At 71.4% G+C, this 21,721-nt stretch carries 18 protein-coding genes, 1 tRNA gene, 1 pseudogene and 1 riboswitch; of the genes and pseudogenes, 11 read left to right on the forward strand and 9 right to left on the reverse strand.

Features of this window, described 5'->3' with window-relative positions; translation table 11 throughout:
* Position 1 precedes the first annotated feature (1 nt).
* The 3 genes from AB0K10_RS07610 to AB0K10_RS07620 all read left to right on the forward strand — a co-directional run bounded on the left by AB0K10_RS07610 (position 2) and on the right by AB0K10_RS07620 (position 3,947).
* Positions 2-1,417 carry a protein kinase gene (locus AB0K10_RS07610; RefSeq protein WP_363680942.1) on the forward strand — a complete coding sequence of 472 codons (1,416 nt, stop codon included), beginning with the start codon at positions 2-4 and terminating at the stop codon, positions 1,415-1,417.
* The gene (pknB, locus tag AB0K10_RS07615; RefSeq protein WP_363680944.1) at positions 1,414-3,234 is read left to right on the forward strand and encodes a Stk1 family PASTA domain-containing Ser/Thr kinase; all 1,821 of its coding nucleotides are present in this window, start codon (positions 1,414-1,416) and stop codon (positions 3,232-3,234) included. Before AB0K10_RS07610 ends, pknB begins: the two co-directional genes overlap by 4 nt.
* 92 nt (positions 3,235-3,326) lie before the next feature.
* On the forward strand, positions 3,327-3,947 hold the full coding sequence (locus tag AB0K10_RS07620; RefSeq protein WP_363680946.1) for an ElyC/SanA/YdcF family protein: 621 nt from the start codon (positions 3,327-3,329) through the stop codon (positions 3,945-3,947).
* A gap of 18 nt (positions 3,948-3,965) precedes the next feature.
* Here AB0K10_RS07620 and AB0K10_RS07625 read toward each other — a convergent pair whose 3' ends face one another.
* The 4 genes and pseudogenes from AB0K10_RS07625 to AB0K10_RS07640 form a co-directional block, all read right to left on the reverse strand.
* A complete protein-coding gene (locus tag AB0K10_RS07625) occupies positions 3,966-4,616 on the reverse strand; it encodes an aminodeoxychorismate/anthranilate synthase component II (RefSeq protein WP_363680948.1) in 651 nt (216 codons plus the stop codon).
* A 2-nt stretch (positions 4,617-4,618) separates the two neighbouring features.
* Entirely contained in the window at positions 4,619-4,903 is a 285-nt protein-coding gene (locus tag AB0K10_RS07630; RefSeq protein WP_363680950.1) for a hypothetical protein, read from the reverse strand.
* Positions 4,904-4,907: 4 nt separating this feature from the next.
* Positions 4,908-6,002: pseudogene (locus AB0K10_RS07635) on the reverse strand (class E sortase); the annotation flags it as partial.
* Between the two features lie 953 nt (positions 6,003-6,955).
* Positions 6,956-7,759: a DUF881 domain-containing protein gene (locus AB0K10_RS07640; protein ID WP_363680952.1), complete on the reverse strand. Its 804-nt coding sequence runs from the start codon at positions 7,757-7,759 to the stop codon at positions 6,956-6,958.
* Positions 7,760-7,981: 222 nt separating this feature from the next.
* On the opposite strand from AB0K10_RS07640, the gene AB0K10_RS07645 reads away from it, so the two are divergent.
* The 5 genes from AB0K10_RS07645 (at position 7,982) to AB0K10_RS07665 (ending at position 14,386) form a co-directional block, all read left to right on the forward strand.
* The gene (locus tag AB0K10_RS07645; RefSeq protein ID WP_007454145.1) at positions 7,982-8,245 is read left to right on the forward strand and encodes a cell division protein CrgA; all 264 of its coding nucleotides are present in this window, start codon (positions 7,982-7,984) and stop codon (positions 8,243-8,245) included.
* A 311-nt stretch (positions 8,246-8,556) separates the two neighbouring features.
* On the forward strand, positions 8,557-10,755 hold the full coding sequence (locus AB0K10_RS07650) for a (Fe-S)-binding protein (protein WP_363680960.1): 2,199 nt from the start codon (positions 8,557-8,559) through the stop codon (positions 10,753-10,755).
* A gap of 130 nt (positions 10,756-10,885) precedes the next feature.
* Positions 10,886-12,211, forward strand: a complete 1,326-nt coding sequence (locus AB0K10_RS07655; RefSeq protein WP_363680962.1) for a hemolysin family protein — start codon at positions 10,886-10,888, stop codon at positions 12,209-12,211.
* Complete coding sequence (locus tag AB0K10_RS07660; RefSeq protein WP_363680964.1) at positions 12,204-13,205, forward strand: hemolysin family protein; 1,002 nt, start codon at positions 12,204-12,206, stop codon at positions 13,203-13,205. Before AB0K10_RS07655 ends, AB0K10_RS07660 begins: the two co-directional genes overlap by 8 nt.
* Before the next feature lie 167 nt (positions 13,206-13,372).
* Positions 13,373-14,386 carry an NlpC/P60 family protein gene (locus AB0K10_RS07665; protein ID WP_363680966.1) on the forward strand — a complete coding sequence of 338 codons (1,014 nt, stop codon included), beginning with the start codon at positions 13,373-13,375 and terminating at the stop codon, positions 14,384-14,386.
* 88 nt (positions 14,387-14,474) lie between these two features.
* Here the strand turns inward: AB0K10_RS07665 and AB0K10_RS07670 are convergent, their stop codons facing one another.
* Entirely contained in the window at positions 14,475-16,451 is a 1,977-nt protein-coding gene (locus AB0K10_RS07670) for a peptidoglycan recognition family protein (RefSeq protein ID WP_363680968.1), read from the reverse strand.
* A gap of 231 nt (positions 16,452-16,682) precedes the next feature.
* Positions 16,683-16,819, forward strand: a riboswitch (cyclic di-AMP (ydaO/yuaA leader).
* 76 nt (positions 16,820-16,895) lie between these two features.
* On the opposite strand from AB0K10_RS07670, the gene AB0K10_RS07675 reads away from it, so the two are divergent.
* Positions 16,896-17,873, forward strand: coding sequence for an NlpC/P60 family protein (locus AB0K10_RS07675; protein WP_363680970.1), 978 nt, complete (start codon positions 16,896-16,898; stop codon positions 17,871-17,873).
* A 59-nt stretch (positions 17,874-17,932) separates the two neighbouring features.
* Here AB0K10_RS07675 and dcd read toward each other — a convergent pair whose 3' ends face one another.
* Positions 17,933-18,511 carry a dCTP deaminase gene (gene dcd / locus AB0K10_RS07680; RefSeq protein ID WP_363680972.1) on the reverse strand — a complete coding sequence of 193 codons (579 nt, stop codon included), beginning with the start codon at positions 18,509-18,511 and terminating at the stop codon, positions 17,933-17,935.
* A gap of 77 nt (positions 18,512-18,588) precedes the next feature.
* Between dcd and AB0K10_RS07685 the strand changes: the two genes are divergently transcribed.
* Entirely contained in the window at positions 18,589-19,146 is a 558-nt protein-coding gene (locus AB0K10_RS07685; protein ID WP_363680974.1) for a pyridoxamine 5'-phosphate oxidase family protein, read from the forward strand.
* Between the two features lie 77 nt (positions 19,147-19,223).
* Here the strand turns inward: AB0K10_RS07685 and AB0K10_RS07690 are convergent, their stop codons facing one another.
* Positions 19,224-20,201, reverse strand: coding sequence for a zinc metalloprotease (locus tag AB0K10_RS07690; protein ID WP_363680976.1), 978 nt, complete (start codon positions 20,199-20,201; stop codon positions 19,224-19,226).
* A gap of 246 nt (positions 20,202-20,447) precedes the next feature.
* Between AB0K10_RS07690 and AB0K10_RS07695 the strand changes: the two genes are divergently transcribed.
* A tRNA-Gly gene (locus AB0K10_RS07695) sits at positions 20,448-20,521 on the forward strand.
* Between the two features lie 81 nt (positions 20,522-20,602).
* On the opposite strand, the gene AB0K10_RS07700 is transcribed toward AB0K10_RS07695, so the two are convergent.
* Complete coding sequence (locus AB0K10_RS07700) at positions 20,603-20,776, reverse strand: hypothetical protein (RefSeq protein WP_363680977.1); 174 nt, start codon at positions 20,774-20,776, stop codon at positions 20,603-20,605.
* A 98-nt stretch (positions 20,777-20,874) separates the two neighbouring features.
* Positions 20,875-21,690: a cellulose-binding domain-containing protein gene (locus AB0K10_RS07705; RefSeq protein ID WP_363680979.1), complete on the reverse strand. Its 816-nt coding sequence runs from the start codon at positions 21,688-21,690 to the stop codon at positions 20,875-20,877.
* Positions 21,691-21,721 lie beyond the last annotated feature (31 nt).

Below are 21,721 nucleotides of genomic sequence, written 5' to 3' on the forward strand. Positions count from 1 at the left end.
CATGCTCAGCCCCGGTGTCCAGCTCGGCAACCGCTACCGCCTCGACGAGCGGATCGCCAGTGGCGGCATGGGCGACGTCTGGCGCGGCACCGACCAGGTGCTCGGCCGGACGGTAGCGGTCAAGAGCCTGCTCCCCGCGCTGCTCGACGACCCCGACTTCGCCGAGCGGTTCCGCGGCGAGGCCCGGACGATGGCGACGATCAACCACCCCGGCGTCGTGGACGTCTACGACTTCGGCAACGACCAGCAGATCGCCTTCCTGGTCATGGAGTACGTCGAGGGCGACGCCCTGTCGTCCACGCTGAGCCGGGTCGGTCGGCTCACCCCGGCCCGGACCATGGCGCTTGTCGCGCAGGCCGCCGACGCGTTGCACGCCGCGCACGAGAAGGGCATCGTGCACCGCGACGTGAAGCCGGGCAACCTGCTGGTCCGCCCGAACGGCACGCTGGTGCTTACCGACTTCGGCATCGCCCGCTCCGACATCGTCGGCCAGCTCACCGCCGCCGGCTCGGTTCTCGGCACCGCCTCGTACATCTCTCCGGAGCAGGCCACCGGCCAGGTGGCCACCCCGGCGTCCGACGTGTACGCGCTCGGCGTGGTCGCCTACCAGTGCCTCGCCGGGCGGCGACCGTTCGAGGGCGACAACCCGCTCGACATCGCCATGCGGCACGTCCGGGAGACGCCCCGGCCGCTGCCGTCCGACATCCCGCCGCAGGTCCGGGCAGTGGTGGAACGAGCGCTGGCCAAGGATCCAGCCGCCCGCTGGCCGACCGCCGCCGCCCTCGCCGGGGTGGCCCGCCAACTCAAGGCCGCCCTGTCCCAGCAGGCTCGCGCAGGTGGTCACTCCGGCCCGGTCTCCGTCGCGCCGTCCTCACCCGCCGCTCCGGGGCGGGCTCAGGTGCCGCAGGCGCAGCAGCTCCGGCCGCCGGGCTCCCCGCACCGGCAGCCTCCCGTCGGGCAGCGCCCGACCGCTGTCGCGCCGGCCCAGCAGCCCCGCCCCACCGCCGTCGCACCGGCCGTACCGCACGCGCGGCCGCCGGCCGGCCCGGCCAGCTACCCGCGCGGCGCCGCGTCGGTGCCGCCGGCGCAGTCCAGACAGGAACACCAACCGGCGTACGCCCGGCAGGCCGGCCCGGCGCTGCCGGCGCCCGAGCCGCGCCGATCCCGCCCCGGGATGGTGCTCCTCGCCGTCCTGCTGGCCTTGCTGGTCCTGCTCTGCTCCGGCGTGATTTCCTACAACCTGCGCAAGCAGAGCCAGAACGGCGCGGCCGGGACGCCGGCTGGACAGACCGTGACGTCCGGCGCGCTGCGGCTCGACGGACGCGACGATGCGACCCGGACGTCGTACCGTCGTGAGGTACGACTCCGGCCGGGTGACGGCGGGACGACGACGAGCGAAGGACGACAGACGCGATGACAGCGCAGGCCCGCCTGCTCGGTGGCAGGTACCAGGTCGGCGAGCTGCTCGGCTATGGCGGCATGGCCGAGGTGCACCGCGGTCGCGACCTCCGACTCGGTCGGGACGTCGCGATCAAGATGCTCCGCACCGACCTCGCCCGGGACGCGACCTTCCAGATGCGGTTCCGCCGGGAGGCGCAGAACGCCGCCTCGCTCAACCACCCGGCGATCGTGGCGGTCTACGACACCGGCGAGGAGACCGCGCCGACCGGTGAGACGCTGCCGTTCATCGTCATGGAGTTCGTCAACGGGCGGACGTTGAAGGAGGTCCTCGGCGCCGAGGGTCGTCTGCAGCCCCGCCGTGCGCTGGAGATCTGCGCCGACATGTGCGCGGCGCTGGAGTTCAGCCACCGGCACGGCATCATCCACCGGGACATCAAGCCGGGCAACGTCATGCTCACCCAGACCGGCCAGGTCAAGGTGATGGACTTCGGCATCGCCCGCGCGCTGGCCAGCGGCGCGACCACCATGACGCAGACCAGCGCGGTGATCGGCACGGCTCAGTACCTGTCTCCGGAGCAGGCGCGCGGTGAGGCAGTGGACGCCCGCTCCGACGTGTACGCGGCCGGCTGCGTGCTCTTCGAGCTGGTTTGCGGGCACCCGCCGTTCGTCGGGGACAGCCCGGTCAGTGTCGCCTACCAGCACGTACGGGAGACTCCGCCGACGCCGAGCGACATCAACCCGGACGTCACCCCGGCGGTCGACGCGATCGTCCTCAAGGCGCTGTCGAAGAACCCGCTCAACCGCTACCAGAGCGCCGGTGAGATGCGGGCCGACCTGCTGCGCGCCGCCGCCGGTCGACCAGTGCTGGCCACTCCGGTGCTGCGCGAGGCCGAGACGGTGGCGATGGCCCCGGCCGGCGGCGGTGGCTACGCGCCCGCCGCCACCGGGCCGCAGACCCGGCAGGTTCCGGCCCGGGTCGGCGACCCGCGTCAGCGCAAGGCGTCCTCCTTGCTGATCGCCCTCTTCAGCGGGGTCGGCGTGCTGGCGGTGATCGCCCTGGTGGCCGCCCTGCTGTGGAGTCAGCAGGGGGACAGGGACCTGAAGTCGGTGCCGTCCCTCGCTGGAAAGACGCGGGATGCCGCGTTCACCGAGATCAGCAGAGCCAACCTCAACCCTGTGGTCGGCGACCCGGTGCTGAACAGCACCTGCGCCGAGGGCACGGTGGTGGGCCAGAACCCGCAGCCGAACGCTCGCGTGAAGCAGGCCAGCACGGTCACCATCCAGCTCTGCGGCGGCAAGCCCGACGTGGCTGTCCCGCCCGGCCTCGAGGGCAGCAAGGAGGAGAGCGCCGTCGCTCGCCTCAAGGAGGTCAAGCTCAACGCCAAGATCAAGCCGGTTGACAGCCCGGAGAGCGAGGGCATCGTCGTCAAGGTCAACCCTCCGTCGGGCCAGAAGGTGCCCGAGGGCACGGAGGTGACCCTCGAGGTGTCGAAGGGCAACGTCCGTGAGGTGCCGGAGGTCGTCGGGCTGAGCGTGGACGAGGCCACACGTAACCTGAAAAACGCTGGCTTCGTGGTGAGCATCCAGGCTGGCCCCGAGGTGCCGGCGGACCAGGCCGGAAAGGTCACCGATCAGAGCCCGAACGGCAAGGAGAAGAAGCCGCAGGGCACCAAGGTGACCATCAAGGTGAGCCAGCCGGAGGAGGTCGAGGAGACGCCCAGCCCGCCAGGGACGCCGACGCCGACGCCGAGCGGCACGCCGACGACGCCGGGCAACGGTGGTGGCTCCGGCCAGCCGATCTTCCCGCCGCCGATCCGGCTTCCCGAGGAGTAGTCGTCCGCGCCTGGGTGCGGCGCTCTCGGTCAGCCGGCCGGCCGAGGGTGGCCCGTTGGCGACGACGCCTCCTGTGGGGAGCTGCGCTGGGCGTGGTCGTGCTTGTCCTGAGCAGCGTTCCGTGGCTGTGGACGACGATCAGCGCGCGCGGGCACACGTACGGCGAGGCGGACGCCCCCGCCGCCGACGTGGTGATCGTCCTGGGCACCGCCGTGGCGGCGGACGGGCGACAGCCGGGTGAACGGCTCGTCGGCCGCCTGGAGACCGCCGCCGAGCTGGTGCGTACCGGGCGGGCGCGGGTGGTGCTGGTCTCCGGCGACGGAGGTGGCACGTCCGGCGACGAGCCGACGGTGATGACCTCGCACCTGACCGACAAGCTCGGCCTGGATCCGCGTCGGGTGGTGGCGGACCCGTTCGGCCTGGACACGTACGACAGTTGCGTCCGCGCGCGCGACGTGTACGGCGTCGAGCGGGCTCTGGTCGTGACGCAGTCCTACCACCTGTCCCGGGCGGTGACGCTCTGTCGACACCTCGGCCTCGAGGTCGACGGGGTGGCCGCCCGGTGCGATGGATGTGGGTCTGGACTGCTCGCTCGGAAGGCCGTCCGCGACTACTACGCCAGCGGCAAGGCCGCGTGGGACGCGCTCCGGGGCCGCCCGCCCGCGGTCCGGTCGTCGGTGAACACCGCAGTGCAGGACGCGCTGAGAAGCTGACCGGTCGCTGGCTGCCGCTTATGCGGTGGCGAAGGCGGCCCGGCGGCGGGCGTCGACCTCGGCGGCCAGCGCCGGTGCGCGCTCCAGCGCCTCCGGGTGACCGCACGCGGCCAGCCAGTTGGCGAGCATCAGGTGACCGCCCTCGGTGAGCACCGACTCCGGGTGGAACTGCACGCCCTCGATGGGCAGCGTCCGGTGTCGCATCGCCATCACCACGCCGGAGCCGGTCCAGCCGGTGACCTCCAGTTCGTCGGGCAGTGTCTCGGGAAGCACGGCGAGCGAGTGGTACCGGGTGGCGGTGAACGGGTCGGGCAGACCGGCGAGCACGCCGACCGAGCGGTGGCGTACCTCGGAGGTCTTGCCGTGCAGCAACTCGGCGGCCCGGGTGACGGTCGCGCCGAACGCCTCACCGATGGCCTGGTGGCCGAGGCAGACGCCGAAGATCGGCAGCTCGCCCGCGTACGCCCGGATGACGTCGAGGCAGATGCCGGCCCGGTCAGGGCTGCCCGGCCCGGGTGAGAGCAGGATGCCCGCAGCGCCCACCCGGCCGACCTCGGCGACGTCGATCTCGTCGTTGCGGCGGACGTCGCAGTCCACACCGAGCTGACCCAGGTACTGCACGAGGTTGAAGACGAACGAGTCGTAGTTGTCGATCACCAGAACGCGCACGGTCACCTGCTCGGGGAGGGCGGCGGGGTGTTGTTCTGGTCGGTGTTGTACGGCAGGTCGTGCTCGTCGCCGGCCGGCGTCTCCCCGGTCACCGCGTCCCCGCCGCCCGGGTCGCCGGGAACGCCGGAGTCCTGGGTGACCTGCACGTCGTCGAACGGCAGCAGGGGCTCGGCCCACGGGAAGGCCACGTACCAGAGCAGGGCCACCGTGGCGGCCGCGAGCAGCACCGAGCCGGCCAGCTTGCCGGCCAGGCCGAATGGGAGCTTGCGCCAGATGAACGCGTACATCGGATCAGTTTCCCAGCTCGATCGGGCGGCCCGCTGATTTGGACTGCGTGTGGTCCAACTCGGCGTGGATGATCAGGCGCTGGTAGTTGTCCCACTTGGGGTTGCAGGTGGTGAGCGTCAGCATCCGCTTCGTGGGCCTCTTGTCCGGTTCGCCGGGCACCGGGGCCACCACCTCGACCTGTGTCGGCTTGACGATCCGGGTCTGCGACACCCGGTAGACGAACCAGTCGGTCTTGCTTTCGACCACGATCACGTCGCCGTCGTTCAGCTCGTCCAGCCGCCAGAAGGTCGCCCGGTTGCGGTGGCCGGCGACGGAGAAGTTGCCGACCTGTCCGGGCAGCACGCTGGTCGGGTAGTGACCCGGGGCGTACCGGATGTCGTTCTGGGTGACGCCCTCGACCACCACCCAGTTCTTGTCGAGCTTGGGGATGTAGAGGCCCGCGATCGGCTTGCCGTGCACCGCCGGGGACGGCTTGGCGCTCGGCGTGGCCGCCGGGGCGACCGTGGGGTCGGTCGCGCCGCCCCACTCCTGGGCGAGTTGGCTGTTGAGGTCGTTCTGGTGGGCGTCGACGATGGCCGACTTGCCCCAGACCTCGTAGCCGGCGAAGAGCAGCACGACCAGGCCGAAGGTGATCAGCACCTCGCCGGTGACCCGGACGCCGGCGCGCAGCCGGGAGCCGAATGACGGGCGGGTGAGTTCCGAGTAGACGCTCTTGTAGCCCTCGCCGGTCTGGTGCGGCCGAAGCTGGACCACCCGCTCGCCCCGGCGGGGTCGGGGAGGCTCGGCGGCGTTGTCGTCCGCGCCGCGCGGCTCGTCAGGCGTTGCCGTACGGGGAACGGCGCCCATCAGCGCCGTGGAGTCCATGGCCGGAGGCCGGGGTGCCGGCCCGGACGGTACGGCGGGGATGAGCGCGGTGGCATTCGGGTCGTCCGGCCGGCCCGGACCGGCTGGCGAGACCGGGATGCCCGACGCGCTGGCCGGGCGTGCGGCCCCACCAACCTTCGGTATGAACGCGGTCGGGGCATCGCCGCCGGCCGGGGTCGAGGCGCGGGGGGTAGTCGAGGCGCCGGACGGGGTCGAGGCGCGGGGGGTAGTCGAGGCGCCGGACGGGGTCGAGGCGCGGGGGGTAGTCAAGGCGCCGGACGGGGTCGAGGCGCGGGGGGTAGTCGAGGCGCCGGACGGGGTCGAGGCGCGGGGGGTAGTCGAGGCGCCGAACGGGGTCGAGGCGCCAGGGGTAGTCGAGGCGCCGGCCGGGGTCGAGGTGCCGGGGATGGTCGAGGCGCCGGACGCTGCGGGCCGGGTGGAGCCGCCGGGAGCCGTCGGTCGTGCAGGGGTGCCCGGAGCGCCGCCGGGCCCGGTCGGGCCGCTGGGCGGGCCGCTGGCGGTCGCCGGGCGGGTCGGTGCTGCGTCGGGAGCCGGAACGCGCCTGGGGTCGTTGCCTGGGGCGGCCGGCCGGACCGGCCCCTGCGAGGGGGGCGTCGTCGGTCGGCCAGGAGCGACGGCGGAGGGCTGGCCGGACCCGCCGTGCGGAGCCGAGCCGGCCACTGCGGCGCCGGGCCAGGGCGGCGGCGCCGCCAGGCTCGGGTGCTGTGGAGCTGCCGGGCTCGGGTGCTGTGGAGCTGCCGGGCTCGGGTGCTGTGGAGCGCGCTGCGGGTCGGGCCGGCCGGCGCTGGGCGGGGCAGGGTGATCGGTGCGCGCGCCAGGGCCGGGACGACCCACCTGCGACGGGGCAGAGCGGTCGGCCGGGGGCGGGTCGGCGGCCCTCGGCGGCTCGGGAGCTGCCGCCGGACGCGTCGCCCGTGGCCGACTGGGCAGCACGGGCTCAGGCCAGTTGCCGGTCGGGGGCCGACCCGGTGTCGGCTCGGGCCGCTGCGGGGCCGGCTCGGGCCGCTGCGAGGTCGGTCCGGGGCCTTGCGGGGTCGGCTCGGGTCGGCCCGGGGTCGGCTCGGGTCGCTGCGGGGTCGGCTCGGGTCGATCGACCTTGGGCAGGAAGGCGGTCGGTTCGTCGGCCTGGTCCCGGTGCCGCCCGTCGCGGCTCTCGTCCGGGCCGCTCACCGGGGCACCGTCGCCGAGCGCAGCGCGGTCGAGTCCTCGAAGGCCGGGACGGTCACGGTGGAGACGGACTCCTTGTAGCCGAGTTGGTAGTCGTCGACTGCGTCCTTGAACAACCGGACTCCCTCAGAGCTGGCGAGGGCCTGCTGGAGGGCAGCGGGATCGCCGATTGCTACGATCTTGAACGGTGGGGAGTACACCCGACCATGGAGCAGCAGGGTGTTACCGACGCAGCGTACCGCGCTGGTTGCGAGCACACGGACGTTCATGATTGACATGGCCTGCGCCCCACCCGCCCACAGTGCGTTGACCACCGCCTGCACGTCGCCCTGGTGTACGACCAGGTCGTCGTTGGTGGCGTCGGAGTGGGCCTCGTCGTCGTGCTGGGGCGCGTCGTTCAGTTCGACGGTCACGGCCGTGCCGGTGACGGCGGTGAACCCGGCTGCCTTCAGGCTGCCCTGGGCGCGGGCCTGCTGGGCCTTGATCGGGGCGTCCGAGTCGGCAAGTGTGTTGGTGCGTCTTTCGACCTCGTCGCGGAGGGTGGCAGCGCGGCCCTCGCTCGCGGCGACCTGCTGCTGGCGCTCCTCGATGAGCTGATTGAGCTGGGGCCGCCGGTCCTCGCGTAGAGCGGTGCCGCCCGCCGTGGTCGCGGTGGTGGTGAAGAGCAACCCCGCCGCGGCGGCGATCAGGGGCACCCCGATCGACCAGCCTGGTCGGCGTTGGCGCGGCCGCCGGGGCAGCAGTCCGGCGACGGCCCGTCGGAGGACCTTCTGCCAGGAGGCGGCGCCGGATGTGTACTCCACCGAGCGTTCCTTCCGCGTGTCGGGGACTGGCGCGTGCCGGCCGGGCCGGTGATGCGAACAGTCCCGCCCTTTTCGGTCACTCCATGTACCTGCCTGACCCCATTCGTGGTCCAGGCGGCCGTTCGGGACTACGCTAGCTGTCGAACATTATTGGCCATGAACCGTCGCCTCCGCGTCCGGTTGTCAGGCCGGACGAGGTCGTCACCCCCTCTGGAGAGCGCCGTGCCCAAGTCTCAGGTCCGCAAGAAGAAGGTGTACACCCCGCCGACGGACGTCCGTCCGACGACGACGGCGGCGTCGCGCAAGCCTAGCCCGGTGTGGTTACCGATCACCGCGGTTGCCCTGATCGTCGCGGGCATCGGCTGGCTGGTCGTCTACTACCTCTCCGAGCAGGAGTACCCGGTCGCCTCGTGGCAGTACTGGAACCTGGCGGTCGGCTTCGGCGCGATGGTCGCGTCGCTGGTGCTGCTCTCCCGCTGGCGCTGAGCCTGGTCCGGGCGCCGTCACACCTGTGGGCCGGCGCCCCCACACCGAAGGATCCAGGTCACCCACCACGCCCCTGCCCGGCAGGACCGGGCCGGGCACCCTATGGTGTCCGCAGGCAGCGTGGCCTACTGCGAGATGACTCACGTTACTGCTGGGTAACCTTGCGCGTAGGCTGCACTGCATGACCGAGCGGAGCGAGGTCATCGACCGGTCCGGTCGCAGGTGTGGCAGCGGTGCGACGCTGGCTCCGCCCTGCCCCGGCCCCGGTTGCTGAACCGCTCGACAGGCAGCAGACCGGGGAGGCCAACTCGATGGGCAGCGTCCAGATCGTCACCACGATCCTCGCGGCCGGCATCACCGCCGTGGCGGTGTGGCTGGCGGTGCGCGCGGTCGTGAAGATGACGGCCGTCATCCGGCTGGGGCAACCCGCTCCGGAGCGGTTCGCCGACAAGGGCGCCCGCACCAGGAAGATGCTGGTGGAGACCGCCGGCCACACCCGGATGCTCAAGTGGGGCGTGGTGGGCGCCGCCCACTGGTTCGTGATGGTCGGCTTCATCGTGCTGTCACTGCTGGTGCTCGAGGCGTACTTCGAGGTGGCGACCACCGACGGCGGGTTGCCGATCATCGGGCACTGGACGATCTTCGGCCTGGTCACCGAGATCATCGGGGTGTTGGGCCTGGTCGGCATCCTGGTGTTGATGGCGATCCGGCTCCGCAACCGGCCGACCCGGCCCGGCGGCCGGTCCCGGTTCACCGGCTCGACGATGTGGCAGGGCTACTTCGTCGAGTGGATCGTGCTGCTGGTCCTGATCTTCGGGTTCGTGATCCGCGGCTTCAAGGTCGCCACGGACCACTTCGAGTTCCCGTTCTGGGCCACTCCGGTCAGCCACGCCGTCGGCGCGGTGCTGCCGGACTGGGCGGACGGGGTGAGCGTCGCCGCCGCCATCAAGATCATCATTTCGATGACCTGGCTGATCGTCATCTCGCTGAACGTCACAATGGGCGTCGCCTGGCACCGCTTCCTGGCGTTTCCCAACATCTTCTTCAAGCGTGACCCGGAGAAGCCGGCCGGCTCCGGTCTGGGCCCCCTGCGGCCGATGACGAGCCAGGGCAAGCCGCTCGACTTCGAGGAGGCCGACCCGGAGAAGGATCAGTTCGGTGTCGCCCAGGTCGAGCAGTTCACCTGGAAGGGCCTGCTGGACTTCAGCACCTGCACCGAGTGCGGTCGCTGCCAGTCGCAGTGCCCCGCCTGGAACACCGGCAAGCCGCTGTCGCCCAAGCTGCTCGTGCTGAGCCTGCGCGACCACGCGTACGCCAAGGCCCCCTACCTGCTGGCCGGCGGCGGCAAGGACCTCACCGGCGAGGAGAAGGCCACCCAGGCGCAGCTCGCGCACCTGGACGTGCTGTCTCTCGCCGAGGGTGACAAGCCGCTGATCGGGACGGCCGAGGAGGGCGGCGTCATCGACCCGGACGTGCTCTGGTCCTGCACCACCTGCGGCGCCTGCGTCGAGCAGTGCCCGGTGGACATCGAGCACGTCGACCACATCGTCGACATGCGGCGCTACCAGGTGCTGATCGAGTCGAGCTTCCCCTCCGAGGCCGGCGTGATGCTGCGCAACCTGGAGAACAAGGGCAACCCGTGGGGCGCCCCGCAGAACACCCGCGAGGACTGGACCAAGGGCCTGGACTTCGAGGTGCCCCGGGTGGGTGAGGTCGACGACTTCGAGTACCTGTTCTGGGTCGGCTGCGCCGGCGCGTTCGAGGATCGGGCCAAGAAGACCACCCGTGCGGTGGCCACCCTGCTCAACGAGGCCGGGGTGAGCTTCGCGATCCTGGGCGAGGGCGAGACCTGCTCCGGTGACCCGGCGCGACGGATCGGCAACGAGTTCGTCTTCCAGATGCTCGCCCAGCAGAACGTGGAGACGCTGAACGAGGCGTTCGAGGGCCGGGAGAAGGCCAAGCGCAAGATCGTGGCAACCTGCCCGCACTGCTTCAACACGCTGGGCAACGAGTACGGCCAGCTTGGCGGCGAGTTCGAGGTCGTCCACCACACGCAGCTGCTGGCCCACCTGGTGTCCACCGGCAAGCTGACGCCGGTGCAGCCCGTCGACGGTGGCGTGACGTACCACGACCCCTGCTACCTGGGCCGGCACAACCGGGTCTTCGCCGCCCCTCGTGAGGTCCTCGGCGACGCCATCGAGGGCGAGATCACCGAGATGCCGCGCAACAGCGAGCGCTCCTTCTGCTGCGGCGCCGGCGGCGCCCGGATGTGGATGGAGGAGAAGATCGGCAAGCGGATCAACGTGGACCGGGTCGAGGAGGCCATGGCCACCGGGGCGAAGACGGTCGCCGTCGGCTGCCCGTTCTGCTCGACGATGCTCAACGACGGGGTCAACGGCAAGGGCGCCGGCGAGCAGGTCGAGGTGATCGACGTGGCGAGCGTGCTGCTCCGCTCGGTGAAGCCGGATCAGCCGCGGGGGGACAAGGAGTCCGCGCCGGTCGCCGGCTGAGGCGTACCCCGAAAATCATCGGACGGCGGCGGCGCCCACGGGGTGCCGCCGCCGTGCCCGACCGCCCCGGCCCTCGCGGACCCGGCGTGGCACAATCGCGCCGAGGTGAGGCGATATCGACGGCCTGCTCTTGACCACGCTGCTGCCACTGGTCGGCTTCGTTGCGCTGACCGCCGGCAACGCGTTCTTCGTCGCGGCCGAGTTCGCCCTGGTCACGGTCGACCGGGCGGAGATCGACCGTCGGGCCGCCGCCGGCGACGAAGCCGCCCTGAAGGTCCGCACCGCGCTGCGGGAGCTGTCCTTCCAGCTCTCCGGGGCGCAGCTCGGGATCACCATCACCGCGCTGCTCACCGGCTACCTGGCCGAGCCGGCCCTGGCCCGGATCTTCACCCCGCTGCTGCGCCCGTTGGCCGGGGAGAACACCGAGCGGTTCACCCCTTTCCTGGCGCTGGCCCTGGCCACACTCATCTCCATGCTGTTCGGTGAGCTGGTGCCCAAGAACGCGGCGCTGGCCCAGCCGATGCCCGCCGCGCTGGCCACCGCCGGGCCGATGCACACCTTCTCCCGGACGTTCGGCTGGGTGATCCGGGGCCTGAACGGCTCGGCGAACCGGCTGGTCCGGGCGCTCGGCGTGGAGCCGCAGGAGGAGCTGGCCAGCGCCCGCTCACCGGAGGAGCTGGGCCTGCTGGCGGCCATCTCGGCCCGTGCGGGCGCGCTGCCCAGCGACACGGCGATGCTGCTGCGTCGCACCATCCGCTTCGGCGACAAACGGGCGGCCGAGGCGATGACTCCGCGGGTCGACGTGGTCGCGCTGCGCTCCACCGCCACGGTGGCCGAGCTGCTCGAAGAGTCGCGGCGGACCGGCCGGACCCGCTTCCCGGTGTACGAGGAGACCCTGGACCTGGTCACCGGTGTGGCAGGCGTGCCGGACGCGCTGGGCGTGCCGTTGGCGGCGCGGGCGTCGACAGTGGTCGCCTCGGTGGCCCGGGAGCCGGTGTACGTGCCGGAGAGCCTGGATCTGGACGGCGTGCTGGCGGCGTTGAAGGCGGCCGGGGCGGACCTGGCCATCGTGGTCGACGAGTACGGCGGCACGGACGGCGTGGTGACGATCGAGGACCTCGTCGAGGAGTTGGTCGGAGAGATCGCCGACGAGTTCGATCCGGCCAGTGTGGACGACGCCGGGCCGATCGAGCTGACCGTGCCGGGCGGGGAGCGTACGGTGCTCGTCGACGGGGTGCTGCGCTCCGACGAGTTGGCCGAGCAGACCGGCTTCCGGCTGCCCGAGGGGCCGTACGAGACGTTGGCCGGGTTCCTGCTGGCGCGGCTCGGGCACATTCCGCTGGCCGGCGAGACGGTCGACGCGGACGGCTGGGAGTTCACGGTGGTCGAGGTGGAGCGGCACCGGATCGAGCAGGTCCGGGTGTTGCGCCCGGCGGAGCCGGACACCGATGACTGAGCTGCTGGTGACCGTGCTGCTGCTGCTCGGCAACGGGTTCTTCGTGGGCAGTGAGTTCGCGCTGATCGCGTCCCGGCGGACCGTGATCGAGCCGCTGGCGGCCGGCTCGAAGCGGGCCCGCTGGGCGCTGTCGGCGATGAACCAGATCCCGCTGATGATCGCCGGCGCGCAGCTCGGCATCACGGTCTGCTCGCTGGGCCTCGGCGCGATCGCCGAGCCGGCGCTGGCTCATCTGCTGGAGTCGCCGTTCCACGCCGTCGGCCTGCCCGAGCGTGCGGTGCACCCGGTGGCGTTCGTGCTCGCGCTCGGCGTCGTCGTCTTCCTGCACACGGTGGTCGGCGAGATGGTGCCGAAGAACATCACGCTTGCCGGTCCGGAGGTCTCCGCCCTCTGGCTGGGCCCGGCCATGCTGGCGTTCTGCGTGGCTACCAAGCCGCTGCTGCTGGCCATGAAGTGGGCGGCGCGTCGGGTGCTGGCGTTCTGGCGGATCGAGGCGACCGAGGCCGTGAAGACGGTGTTCACCGCCGAGGAGTTGGCCGGGCTGGTGTCGCAGGCGCGTACCGAAGGGCTGCTCGACGCAGAGGAGCACGCCCGGATCACCGGGGCCCTGGCCCTGCACACCCGGACCGCGGCGGACGCGTTGCAGCCGTGGTCGACGGTGGTCACGGTTGCCGAGGACGTCTCGCCGGCGTCGCTGGAGGTGCTGGCGACCAGGACGGGCCGGTCCCGGTTCCCGGTGGTGCAGCGGTCCACCCGGCGCGTCCTGGGCTTCGTGCACGTCAAGGACGTGCTCGGTTACGCCGGGCAGGGTCGCCGGGCACCGGTGCCGGCGCAGGTTTACCGGCCGCTGGCGGTGGTGCCGCCGGAACGTACGCTTGCCGATCTGCTGCTGGCGATGCGCCGGGAACGGCGACACATGGTGCTGGTCAGCGATGGTCGGCGTCCGCTCGGTGTGGTCACGCTCGATGATGTATTGACCGCAATCGTTGGCTAATCAACCAGCACCCTTGGTGTGCAAGCGGTTGCGCCACAGTGATGGTGACTCGGCTCGCCTTGATTCCGGTGCGGCGCTTCCCTAATGTGGGGCACCGACCGCTGTGGGTCGTCTGCCTCGGCCCTTCCCTCACGCGAGGCGCCCGGCGGTCGGTTGCAAAGGAGTCGGTGCCGGTGGCAACCATGCCCCCTCATCGTCACGCCCCGGGACTGTCCGCTCGGCCGGGCGGTCTGCGCCGGGTCGCCCACCGTCTGCTCGTACTGGTCGCCGCCGCCGCGGTAGGTGCCGGAATGCTCGCCGTGCCGGCGCAGGCCGAGCCCACGGTCGACGAGATCGAGGCCCAGATCGACAAGAAGTGGGAGCAGTTGGAGCCCACGATCGAGCAGTACAACAAGGTGCGGGCGCAGCTGAAGGTCAACCGGAGCAAGTCGTCCGCGTTGCAGAAGAAGATCGAGCCGCTGGCACTGCAGAGCGAACTGGCGCTCAGCCGGGTCGGTGACCTCGCCTCCCGCTACTACATGTCGGGCCCGTCGCAGGAGATCGGCGCGCTGCTGGTCAGCGCCAAGCCGGACACGCTCACCGAGCAGCTCACCCTCCTCGACCGGCTGGCCGCGCAGGAGCGCAAGCAGGTCGCGGGCGTCCTGGCCGTGCGGGCCAAGTACGACCGCGAGAAGCAGAAGCTGGACGCGCTGATCACCACGCAGACGAAGCAGCAGAACGAGCTGGCGGCCAAGAAGAAGCAGATCGACGCCGAGATCAAGAAGCTCGAGGCGTCGATGCCCAAGACCACTGTCAAGACCGTCGGCTGTCCGACCATCAACGGTGTGCTCGCCGTGGCCGCCCAGAAGGCGATCAAGACCGCGTGCCAGCAGGTAGGCGATCCGTACGTCTGGGGCGCCGTCGGCCCGAACTCGTTCGACTGCTCGGGGCTGACCCAGTACGCCTACAAGTCGGCCGGGATCTACCTCACCCACCACACGGGTGACCAGTGGAACGAGGGCAAGGCCGTCTCGCGCGCCGACGCCCGTCCCGGTGACCTGGTCTTCTTCTTCTCCGGCCTGAGTCATGTGGGGCTGTATCTGGGCAACAACCAGATGGTGCACGCGCCACGTGCCGGCAAACCGGTGCAGGTGTCCAGCATCAACACCATGCCCGTCGCCGGGTTCCGCAGACCCGGCTGATCCACCTCGCGCACCACGACGGCCCCCGGTCACAGCGACCGGGGGCCGTCGTCGTCTCTCAGCGAGGTGTCTCTCAGCGAGGCGTCTCTCAGCGGGGCGCGCCCACCGGGGACGGCAGCAACTGCACGTCGGCGAGGTCGACGTACATGATGCGGTGGCCGAACTGGATCTGCGCGTACCGGTTCTTGCCCCGGATCACCGTCCAGTCGCCGGGCGAGGAGCCGTCGAACGTGCTGGCCCGGTAGTACTCGCCGCCCAGCACCGCGCCGACGGCGTAGCGCTGCCCGGCGGCCAGCGTGTACTGCAGCGGCGAGATCGCCTGGTAGGGAACGCCTGCCGGGTAGGCCGCCTGCTCCGGGTACGCCCGCCCGTACACCGGGATGGTGGCCCGGCCGGCCTTCGGGGTGGCCACCACGCCGACGGTCCAGGTGGCGGTCGGCGCGGACGCCGGGTTGTGGAACCAGGCCCGTTGCCCGAGGTACCAGATGGCCGTCCAGTCGCCCTGCCGCCCGGCCAGGGCGTACGTCTGGCCGGCGGAGGCCCGGGCGCCGTGGTCCGACACGTCCATCGTGTTCGGGGTGCCGTCCGGGCGCAGCGCGATGTCGTTCACCAGCGGCGCGTCCTCGGACGGCGCGGTGTGCAGCACCACCGACGAGGAGCCGCGCGGCGCGCACGGCGTTCCTGGGGTGACGCATCCGGTGAACGCCGGTTGGTTGGTCGCGTAGTCGGGGTCGATCCGGACCAGCCCGGTGGCCGGGGTGCCGGTGTCCAGGCGCGGCGCGTGCAGCAGGTCGAAGTAGTGCGTCCAGTCCCAGTAGGGGCCCGGGTCCCAGTGCATCCCACGCACTGTCGAGGCGATGGTGCCGGGCACGTTGTCGTGGCCGATGATGTGCTGGCGGTCCAGCGGGATGCCGTACCGCAGCGCCAGGTGCCGGACGAGCTTCGACGAGGTCCGGTACATCGCCTCGGTGTACCAGGTGCCCTGCGCGGCGAAGCCCTCGTGCTCCAGCCCGATCGACTTCGCGTTGACGTACCAGTTGCCGGCGTGCCAGGCGACGTCCTTGGTCTTGACGTGCTGGGCGATGTGCCCGTCCACCGAGCGCAGCGAGTAGTGCCAGCTCACGTACGTCGGGTCCTGGACGAGTTGCAGGGTGGTCGCCCAACTCGCCTCGGTGTCGTGGATGACTATGTACTCGATCTTCTGCCGGGCGGGCCGGTCGGAGAGGTCGTGGTTGCCGTAGTCGCCGTCGCCGAACGCCTCGTAGGGGGCGGGGATCCACTCACAGGACACGGTCCGGGGGCATTCCAGGCCGTCCGGGCGGGCGAGTCGTCGCAGGCCCAGCCGGTCCAGCCAGGAACGCTCGGGTCGTACCGCGCGGGCCGGCAGCGTGACCCGCTGGCCGTCGTCGGTCACGCGGGTCTCGCCCGCGCCGATGGTGGTGAAGACCTCGTCGGCGAAGGCCGCCGCGGCGTCGGCGCTGTCCGCGCCGGCGTAGCGGGCCACCGCGCCGTACCAGGTGGCCGGGTCGGTGCCGGCGCCGACCGGGGCGCCCACCTCCCGTTGGTACGCGGCCAGCAGCGCCGCCCCTCCCCGGATGTTGGTCGTGGCGTCGGTGCGCAGCGCCTCGGGGGCGGCGCCGGTCAGCGCGGCGGCGACGTCGACGGTCTGCAACGCGGCGCTGGGCGGCGCGGGATCCGTGGCCGGTGCGGGTGCCCGGACGGCACGGGAATCGTCGCCGCGCGGATCCTCGGTGCCGGCGTCGTGGTGGCCGCGCGCGGGTAGGGCGGCCACGTGGCGGGCGTCGGTCAGGTGCATGGGCCCGTAGCCGCCGCTGGTGCTCGGGGTGCCGGCGTTGCTGTCCCAGCGGGACTCCAGGTAGGAGACGCCGAGCAGTACGGCGGCCGGCACCCCGTACTCGGTCGACGCCGCGGCGTACTGCTGTTGACGGTCGGCGGCCGGCGCTGCGGAGGCGGGACCGGCGCTCAGCGGTACGGCTGTCGTTGCGGTGACCACCGCGACGACGAGCAGCGCGCGCCGGCCGGCGGACAGGGTTGGACTTTCCATCGAACCCCCTAGATTGCTGGTATCGGTCTGGTCACCTTCGCGCCGGCCGGGAGTCCGCGTCAATACCTTTCTATCTATCAAAGCGTGCAGAAAGAAACTTTCATTTACTCTCGGTGATCCCCTCCAATCGGTACGGAGTGTCACGGCCGTACGGGTTGCGGATCGGTAACGGCCGTCTCTACTCTGGTCATTTGTCGGCCCGGTAGCAGGTCTGCCCAGCCGGGCGGTAACGGACCGACACCGCCGAGTCGCTTGCGAGCGAGCCGGGGACCCAGGTTCCCCCGGGGTGAATCCGCAGCCAATGCGGTAGGGCGCCAACTTCCCGCCCGAACCCGTCAGCTAACCCGGTAGGCGGTCAGGAAGAAGGAGTACGGAACCCCGGTGGCCCTCCATGCCCCGCGGCCGTCGTCCGAACGGTCGGCCTCGGCCAACCCGACGTCGACCATGCCGCGTCCACGCTGGTCCCGCTTCACCACCGCCCTTGCCGCCCTGGTCGGCGTCGCCGTCGTCCTGACCGGCAGCGCCACGGCGGCGCACGCGGACCCGTCCGTCGCCGAGATCGAGCGCCAGATCGACGCCGACTGGAACAAGCTCGAACCGGTCATCGAACGGCACAACGCCACCCGCGCGGACCTGGCCGTGAAGCGCAAGCAGGCCGACACGCTCGCCGCTCGCATCACGCCCCTGGAACGCCAGGTCGACGCCGCGATGACCAAGGTCAGCGCGCTGGCCGTGCGGGCGTACATGGGCGAGAACCTGTCGACTGTCAACACGATGCTCGGCAGTCGGTCGCCCAGCGAGGTGGTCGGGCAGCTCGAGATGCTCGACCGGTTCGCCCACAACCAGCAGGAGGACGTCCGGCAGGTCGCCGACCTCCGCGACGAGCTGGCCCGGCAGAAGGCGCCGCTCGACGAGATGGTGGTCCAGCTGACCCGGACCGAAGCGCAGTTGGCGGCGAAGAAGAAGCAGATCAACGACGAGATCGACAGGCTGCAGAAGCTGCGCCTCAAGGTGTACGGCAACGGCGGCGGCGGTTCGCTGCGTCCGGCGCCCTGCCCGGCCAGCTACCCCGGCGGCGCCGCGGGCACGGCTGTCAAGTTCGCGTGCGCCCAGATCGGCAAGCCGTACGTGTGGGGTGCCGAGGGTCCGAACTCGTACGACTGTTCCGGGCTGATGCTCGCCGCGTGGGCGAAGGCCGGCGTGTCGCTGCCGCACAACGCCGCAGCGCAGAGCCGGGTGACCAAGAACGTCAGCAGGGGCGATCTGCGCGCCGGTGACCTGGTCTTCTACTACAGCGACATCCACCACGTCGGCATGTACGTCGGCGGCGGCTGGGTGGTGCACGCCTCCCAGGCCGGTCAGCCCGTCAAGATGAAGAAGGTCGACGACGGGCCGATCCACAGCTACGGCCGTCCCGGCTGACCGACGCCGGACGCAGCAGGGCCCGTCGCGATCTCATCGCGGCGGGCCCTCGTCGTCTCCTAGCGCGTCGGCCAGGCACGCCAGTTCTGCCAGGAGCGGCTCGGCGTCGGCCCTCGCTGACCCTGGTACCGCGAGCCGTAGACCACCGAGCCGTACGGGTGCTCGGCCGGCGAGGAGAGCCGGAAGATGCAGAGCTGGCCGATCTTCATGCCCGGCCAGAGGGTGATCGGCAGGTTCGCCACGTTGGACAGCTCCAGCGTCACGTGGCCGGAGAAGCCCGGGTCGATGAACCCCGCGGTGGAGTGGGTGAGCAGGCCGAGGCGGCCCAGTGAGCTCTTCCCCTCCAGCCGGCCGGCGAGCTGGTCGCCGAGCGAGATCACCTCCAGTGTCGAGGCGAGCACGAACTCCCCCGGATGCAGCACGAACGGCTCGCCGTCGGGCACCTCGACCACCGAGGTCAGGTCGTCCTGCTGCATGGCCGGGTCGATGTGGGTGTAGAGATGATTGTTGAAGACCCGGAACAGTCGGTCGAGTCGGACGTCGATGCTGGACGGTTGGACCAGGGTGGGCTCGAACGGCTCCAGGCCCAGCGTGCCGGTCTTGATCTCGGAGACCAGGTCACGGTCGGAGAGCAGCATCGGACCACCATAGCGAGGGCCGCGGTGACCAGCGTGTTGAGGTCGCTCCTCGTACATTTGTTCGATAGAATGCCCGCATGGCTTCCTGGTCCGAATTCGCCGCCGACGAGCCCCGCCTCGCCGACGGGATCCGCGTTCTCCTGCAGCAGTACGGGCCGGGCTTCGGCTATCTGGCCACGGTCCGCGCCGACGGCGGGCCCCGGGTCCACCCGGTCTCCCCGGTCATCACCGACGAGGGTCTCTTCTGTTTCATCATCGACTCGCCGAAGCGTCGTGACCTCGAACGGGACGGCCGCTACGCGCTGCACTCCTTCCCTTCGGAGGAGAGCGACGACGAGGCGTACGTGGCGGGCCACGCCTGGCCGGTCGCCGACCCGGGCCGGGTGGCCCGGTTGGCGCAGAGTGCCCGGGCCGAGCCGCAGGTCGACTGGCGGCTGTTCGAGTTCACAGTCGACGTGGCGATGTTGACCCGTCGCGAGCAGCACATCACAGGCGTTCCGGGTGTCACTCCGGGCCGCCCGGCAGTGCGGGTCTGGCTGGATCCGCAATCCCCGCCGGCGCCGGCCGCGCCTCTCTCCGTACCGCAGACGCGCCCGACCCGACGCAGCCGTGACGTCCAGTGCACGGCCGCCTGACCGCGGGCCCGGTCCGGTAAAAACGCCGGTGCCGGCTCCGTCGCGACGGAGCCGGCACCGGGTGTACGCGAGGAGAGCTACGCCGCGCGGTACGCGTTCCACGCGGTCAGCATGCGGCTCGCCTGCCCCGGGGTGAACTGGTACATGCACGAGTCGTAGGTGTAGTCCATGAAGTTGGTGATCGGGTCCAGGCCGGTCGCCGAGCAGGTGTTCCGCCCGGTCGGGCACTCGTAGGCCGGTGACGCCTCGGCCGGGGTGTCACCCACGCTGTCACCCGAGCCGCCGCAGCCACCCTGGAACGTGTGGTAGAGGTTCAGCCAGTGCCCGATCTCGTGGGTGCCGGTGTCGCCCTGGTTGTAGTTGGTGGCGGCGCCCCCCGGGAGGGACTCGTTGAGCACGACCACGCCGTCCATGCTGCTGAGCTTGCGCTGCGGGAAGGTCGCCCAGCCCAGCAGGTCGTCGCTCAGCTCACCGAGGTAGATGTTGAGGGTGCTCTTGCCGCCCACCCGCAGCGACGACTTCATCGAGCGCTCCGCTGACGAGCCGTCGACGATCGGGTACCAGGACGGGTTCGTCACTCGGTTGATCTTGTCGAGTCGGAAGGAGAAGGCGGTGGCCGCGCCGCCGGTCCCGCCCGCGTAGGCCTGGTTGAGCACGCTGATCTGCGAGGTGATCAGCGAGTCCGGGATGTTGCCGCCGGCCCGGGTGCTGTCCCGCTGGATCACGTGCACCACCACCGGGATGGTGACGGTGGCAAGCGTCGTGGCGCCTGCGCGGAAGTTGGCGCGCTCGCGCAGCGCCGTCGCGAGGTCGGCCTCGCGTTCGCGGACCTGCTTCGCGGTCAGCTCGTTGGGCTCGTGGGTGCTCGCCGCGCCGGGCCTCACCCGGGCGTCGGCGTGGCTGTCGGTCGGCTCCGCGCAGGCGCCACCAGGCGCCGCGGAGAAGGCCGAAGCAGCCGGAACGACGCCCACGGCAGCGGTGCTCAGCAGCAGCGCGAGGGTCGTCGATGCGACACCGGCGGCACGCCGGGTCAGCAGGTTGGGACGGAGTCCCATGGGCCCACCTCTTTCTCGCGGCGCGGCAGGGGGTGTGTCACGCCGTGGCTGGGAACGTGTGGCAGACGTTACAACCCATCGACGCATTTGAGAACGGACACATGTTGCCGCGCGGAGACTTTTTCGTGTCTGCAGGTGGTGCGGAGGCGACCTGCCGTCATCTCCCAGCCTCGGCGGGTGGTGGGACGGGTGCGCGGGGGTACCTGGGTGCACCGGCCCGGTGCCTCAGGTACAGTGGTGCCGCCTGCGGGTGTAGTTCAATGGCAGAACATCAGCTTCCCAAGCTGACAGTGCGGGTTCGATTCCCGTCACCCGCTCCACGCACGGAAGCCCTGGTCAGGACCGATGGTCCCGCTCAGGGCTTCCGTCGTTCTGGATGGCTGCAACGGGGCGCTGTGCCATCAGCCCGCCTCGGCGCCCGTCCCGTCGTCCTCGGCGGGCGGTCGCGTCCGACGCCTGCTCGGCTTGCGTCGGGCCGTCCTGACGGCCTTGTCGATCGCGTCGGCGATGACCTGGTCGGCCTCCCGATTGGCCTGCTGATGGATCAGCGCCGCATGGGGACTTTCGTGGCCCATCCGGGCCATGATGTCTCGCAGGCTGGCGCCGGGGCGCCCACGACGCGAGCGGTGCCTCGCCCGCATAGCCACTCATGTGCGGCGGTCCGGTGCGCGGGCTACCCGGCGGCGCAGCTGACGTTGTTGAGCGTGAACGCGATCGGCACCGCGTCGCTGGCCTGCCAGGTGCCCAGGACGCCGAAGACCACCGAGGCGCCCGGCGCCACCAGGGGGTTGTAGCTGGCGTTCCGGGCCGTGACGGTGGCACCGCTCTGTTGGGCGGTGGCGGACCAGGACTGGTCGATGTGCTGGTCACCGGGGAAGGTGAAGCCGAGCGTCCAACCGTTGACCGGCACGGTGCTGGTGTTCTTGATGGTGATCTGGGCGGTGAAGCCTCCCGGCCACTCGCTCCCGGTGCGGTAGCTCACGGTGCAGGGTGCCGCCGGCGGCGGGTCGATCGGCACCGTGGCGGTCTGGGTGAGCTCGCCGCCGGTGGCGTCGTCCTCTACCCAGACCGTGACCTGCAGACCGGTGGCCGTACAGCCGGAGGGCACGTGGTAACCCTCCTGCCAGCTGAAGGTCGCGCCCGGATCGACGGTGACCGTCCAGCCGGGCAGCGAGGGGAGGGCCGGGCAGCCGGTGGGGATGCCGGGGGTGGAGCCGACGAACCGGCCGTAGATCGCCGTGGAGACCTGTTGCTGTTGGGCGGTGCAGTTCTGCCCGACGGCCGTGGCCCTGACGACCTGGCCCGCAACCACCCGGGGCGGGTTGAAGGTGAGCGACTGGATCTGGACGGTACCGGCGCAGGCGTCGGCCGGGACGGTCGCGCCGGTCGGGGCGGTGCCGGCCGGATCGGCCTGCGCCGCCGCTGCGGGGACGGCCAGTGCACCGGCGGCGCAGACGGCGGCCGCGGCGAGGGTCAGGAGCGTACGCAAGAGGGCCCTCCTGGGTGAGCCGGGGGATGCG

Origin of the sequence: Micromonospora sp. NPDC049274 (assembly GCF_040678875.1) — a bacterium.
Taxonomy (GTDB): domain Bacteria; phylum Actinomycetota; class Actinomycetes; order Mycobacteriales; family Micromonosporaceae; genus Micromonospora.

What these genes read in the sequence shown, in the direction of transcription:
- AB0K10_RS07670 (WP_363680968.1), bottom strand. Translation starts at nt 16,451, where the DNA reads ATGGAAAGTCCAACCCTGTCCGCCGGCCGGCGCGCGCTGCTCGTCGTC.
- pknB (WP_363680944.1), top strand. Translation starts at nt 1,414, where the DNA reads ATGACAGCGCAGGCCCGCCTGCTCGGTGGCAGGTACCAGGTCGGCGAG.
- AB0K10_RS07660 (WP_363680964.1), top strand. Translation starts at nt 12,204, where the DNA reads ATGACTGAGCTGCTGGTGACCGTGCTGCTGCTGCTCGGCAACGGGTTC.
- AB0K10_RS07630 (WP_363680950.1), bottom strand. Translation starts at nt 4,903, where the DNA reads ATGTACGCGTTCATCTGGCGCAAGCTCCCATTCGGCCTGGCCGGCAAG.
- AB0K10_RS07700 (WP_363680977.1), bottom strand. Translation starts at nt 20,776, where the DNA reads ATGGGCCACGAAAGTCCCCATGCGGCGCTGATCCATCAGCAGGCCAAT.
- AB0K10_RS07650 (WP_363680960.1), top strand. Translation starts at nt 8,557, where the DNA reads ATGGGCAGCGTCCAGATCGTCACCACGATCCTCGCGGCCGGCATCACC.
- AB0K10_RS07675 (WP_363680970.1), top strand. Translation starts at nt 16,896, where the DNA reads ATGCCGCGTCCACGCTGGTCCCGCTTCACCACCGCCCTTGCCGCCCTG.
- AB0K10_RS07610 (WP_363680942.1), top strand. Translation starts at nt 2, where the DNA reads ATGCTCAGCCCCGGTGTCCAGCTCGGCAACCGCTACCGCCTCGACGAG.
- AB0K10_RS07685 (WP_363680974.1), top strand. Translation starts at nt 18,589, where the DNA reads ATGGCTTCCTGGTCCGAATTCGCCGCCGACGAGCCCCGCCTCGCCGAC.
- dcd (WP_363680972.1), bottom strand. Translation starts at nt 18,511, where the DNA reads ATGCTGCTCTCCGACCGTGACCTGGTCTCCGAGATCAAGACCGGCACG.
- AB0K10_RS07690 (WP_363680976.1), bottom strand. Translation starts at nt 20,201, where the DNA reads ATGGGACTCCGTCCCAACCTGCTGACCCGGCGTGCCGCCGGTGTCGCA.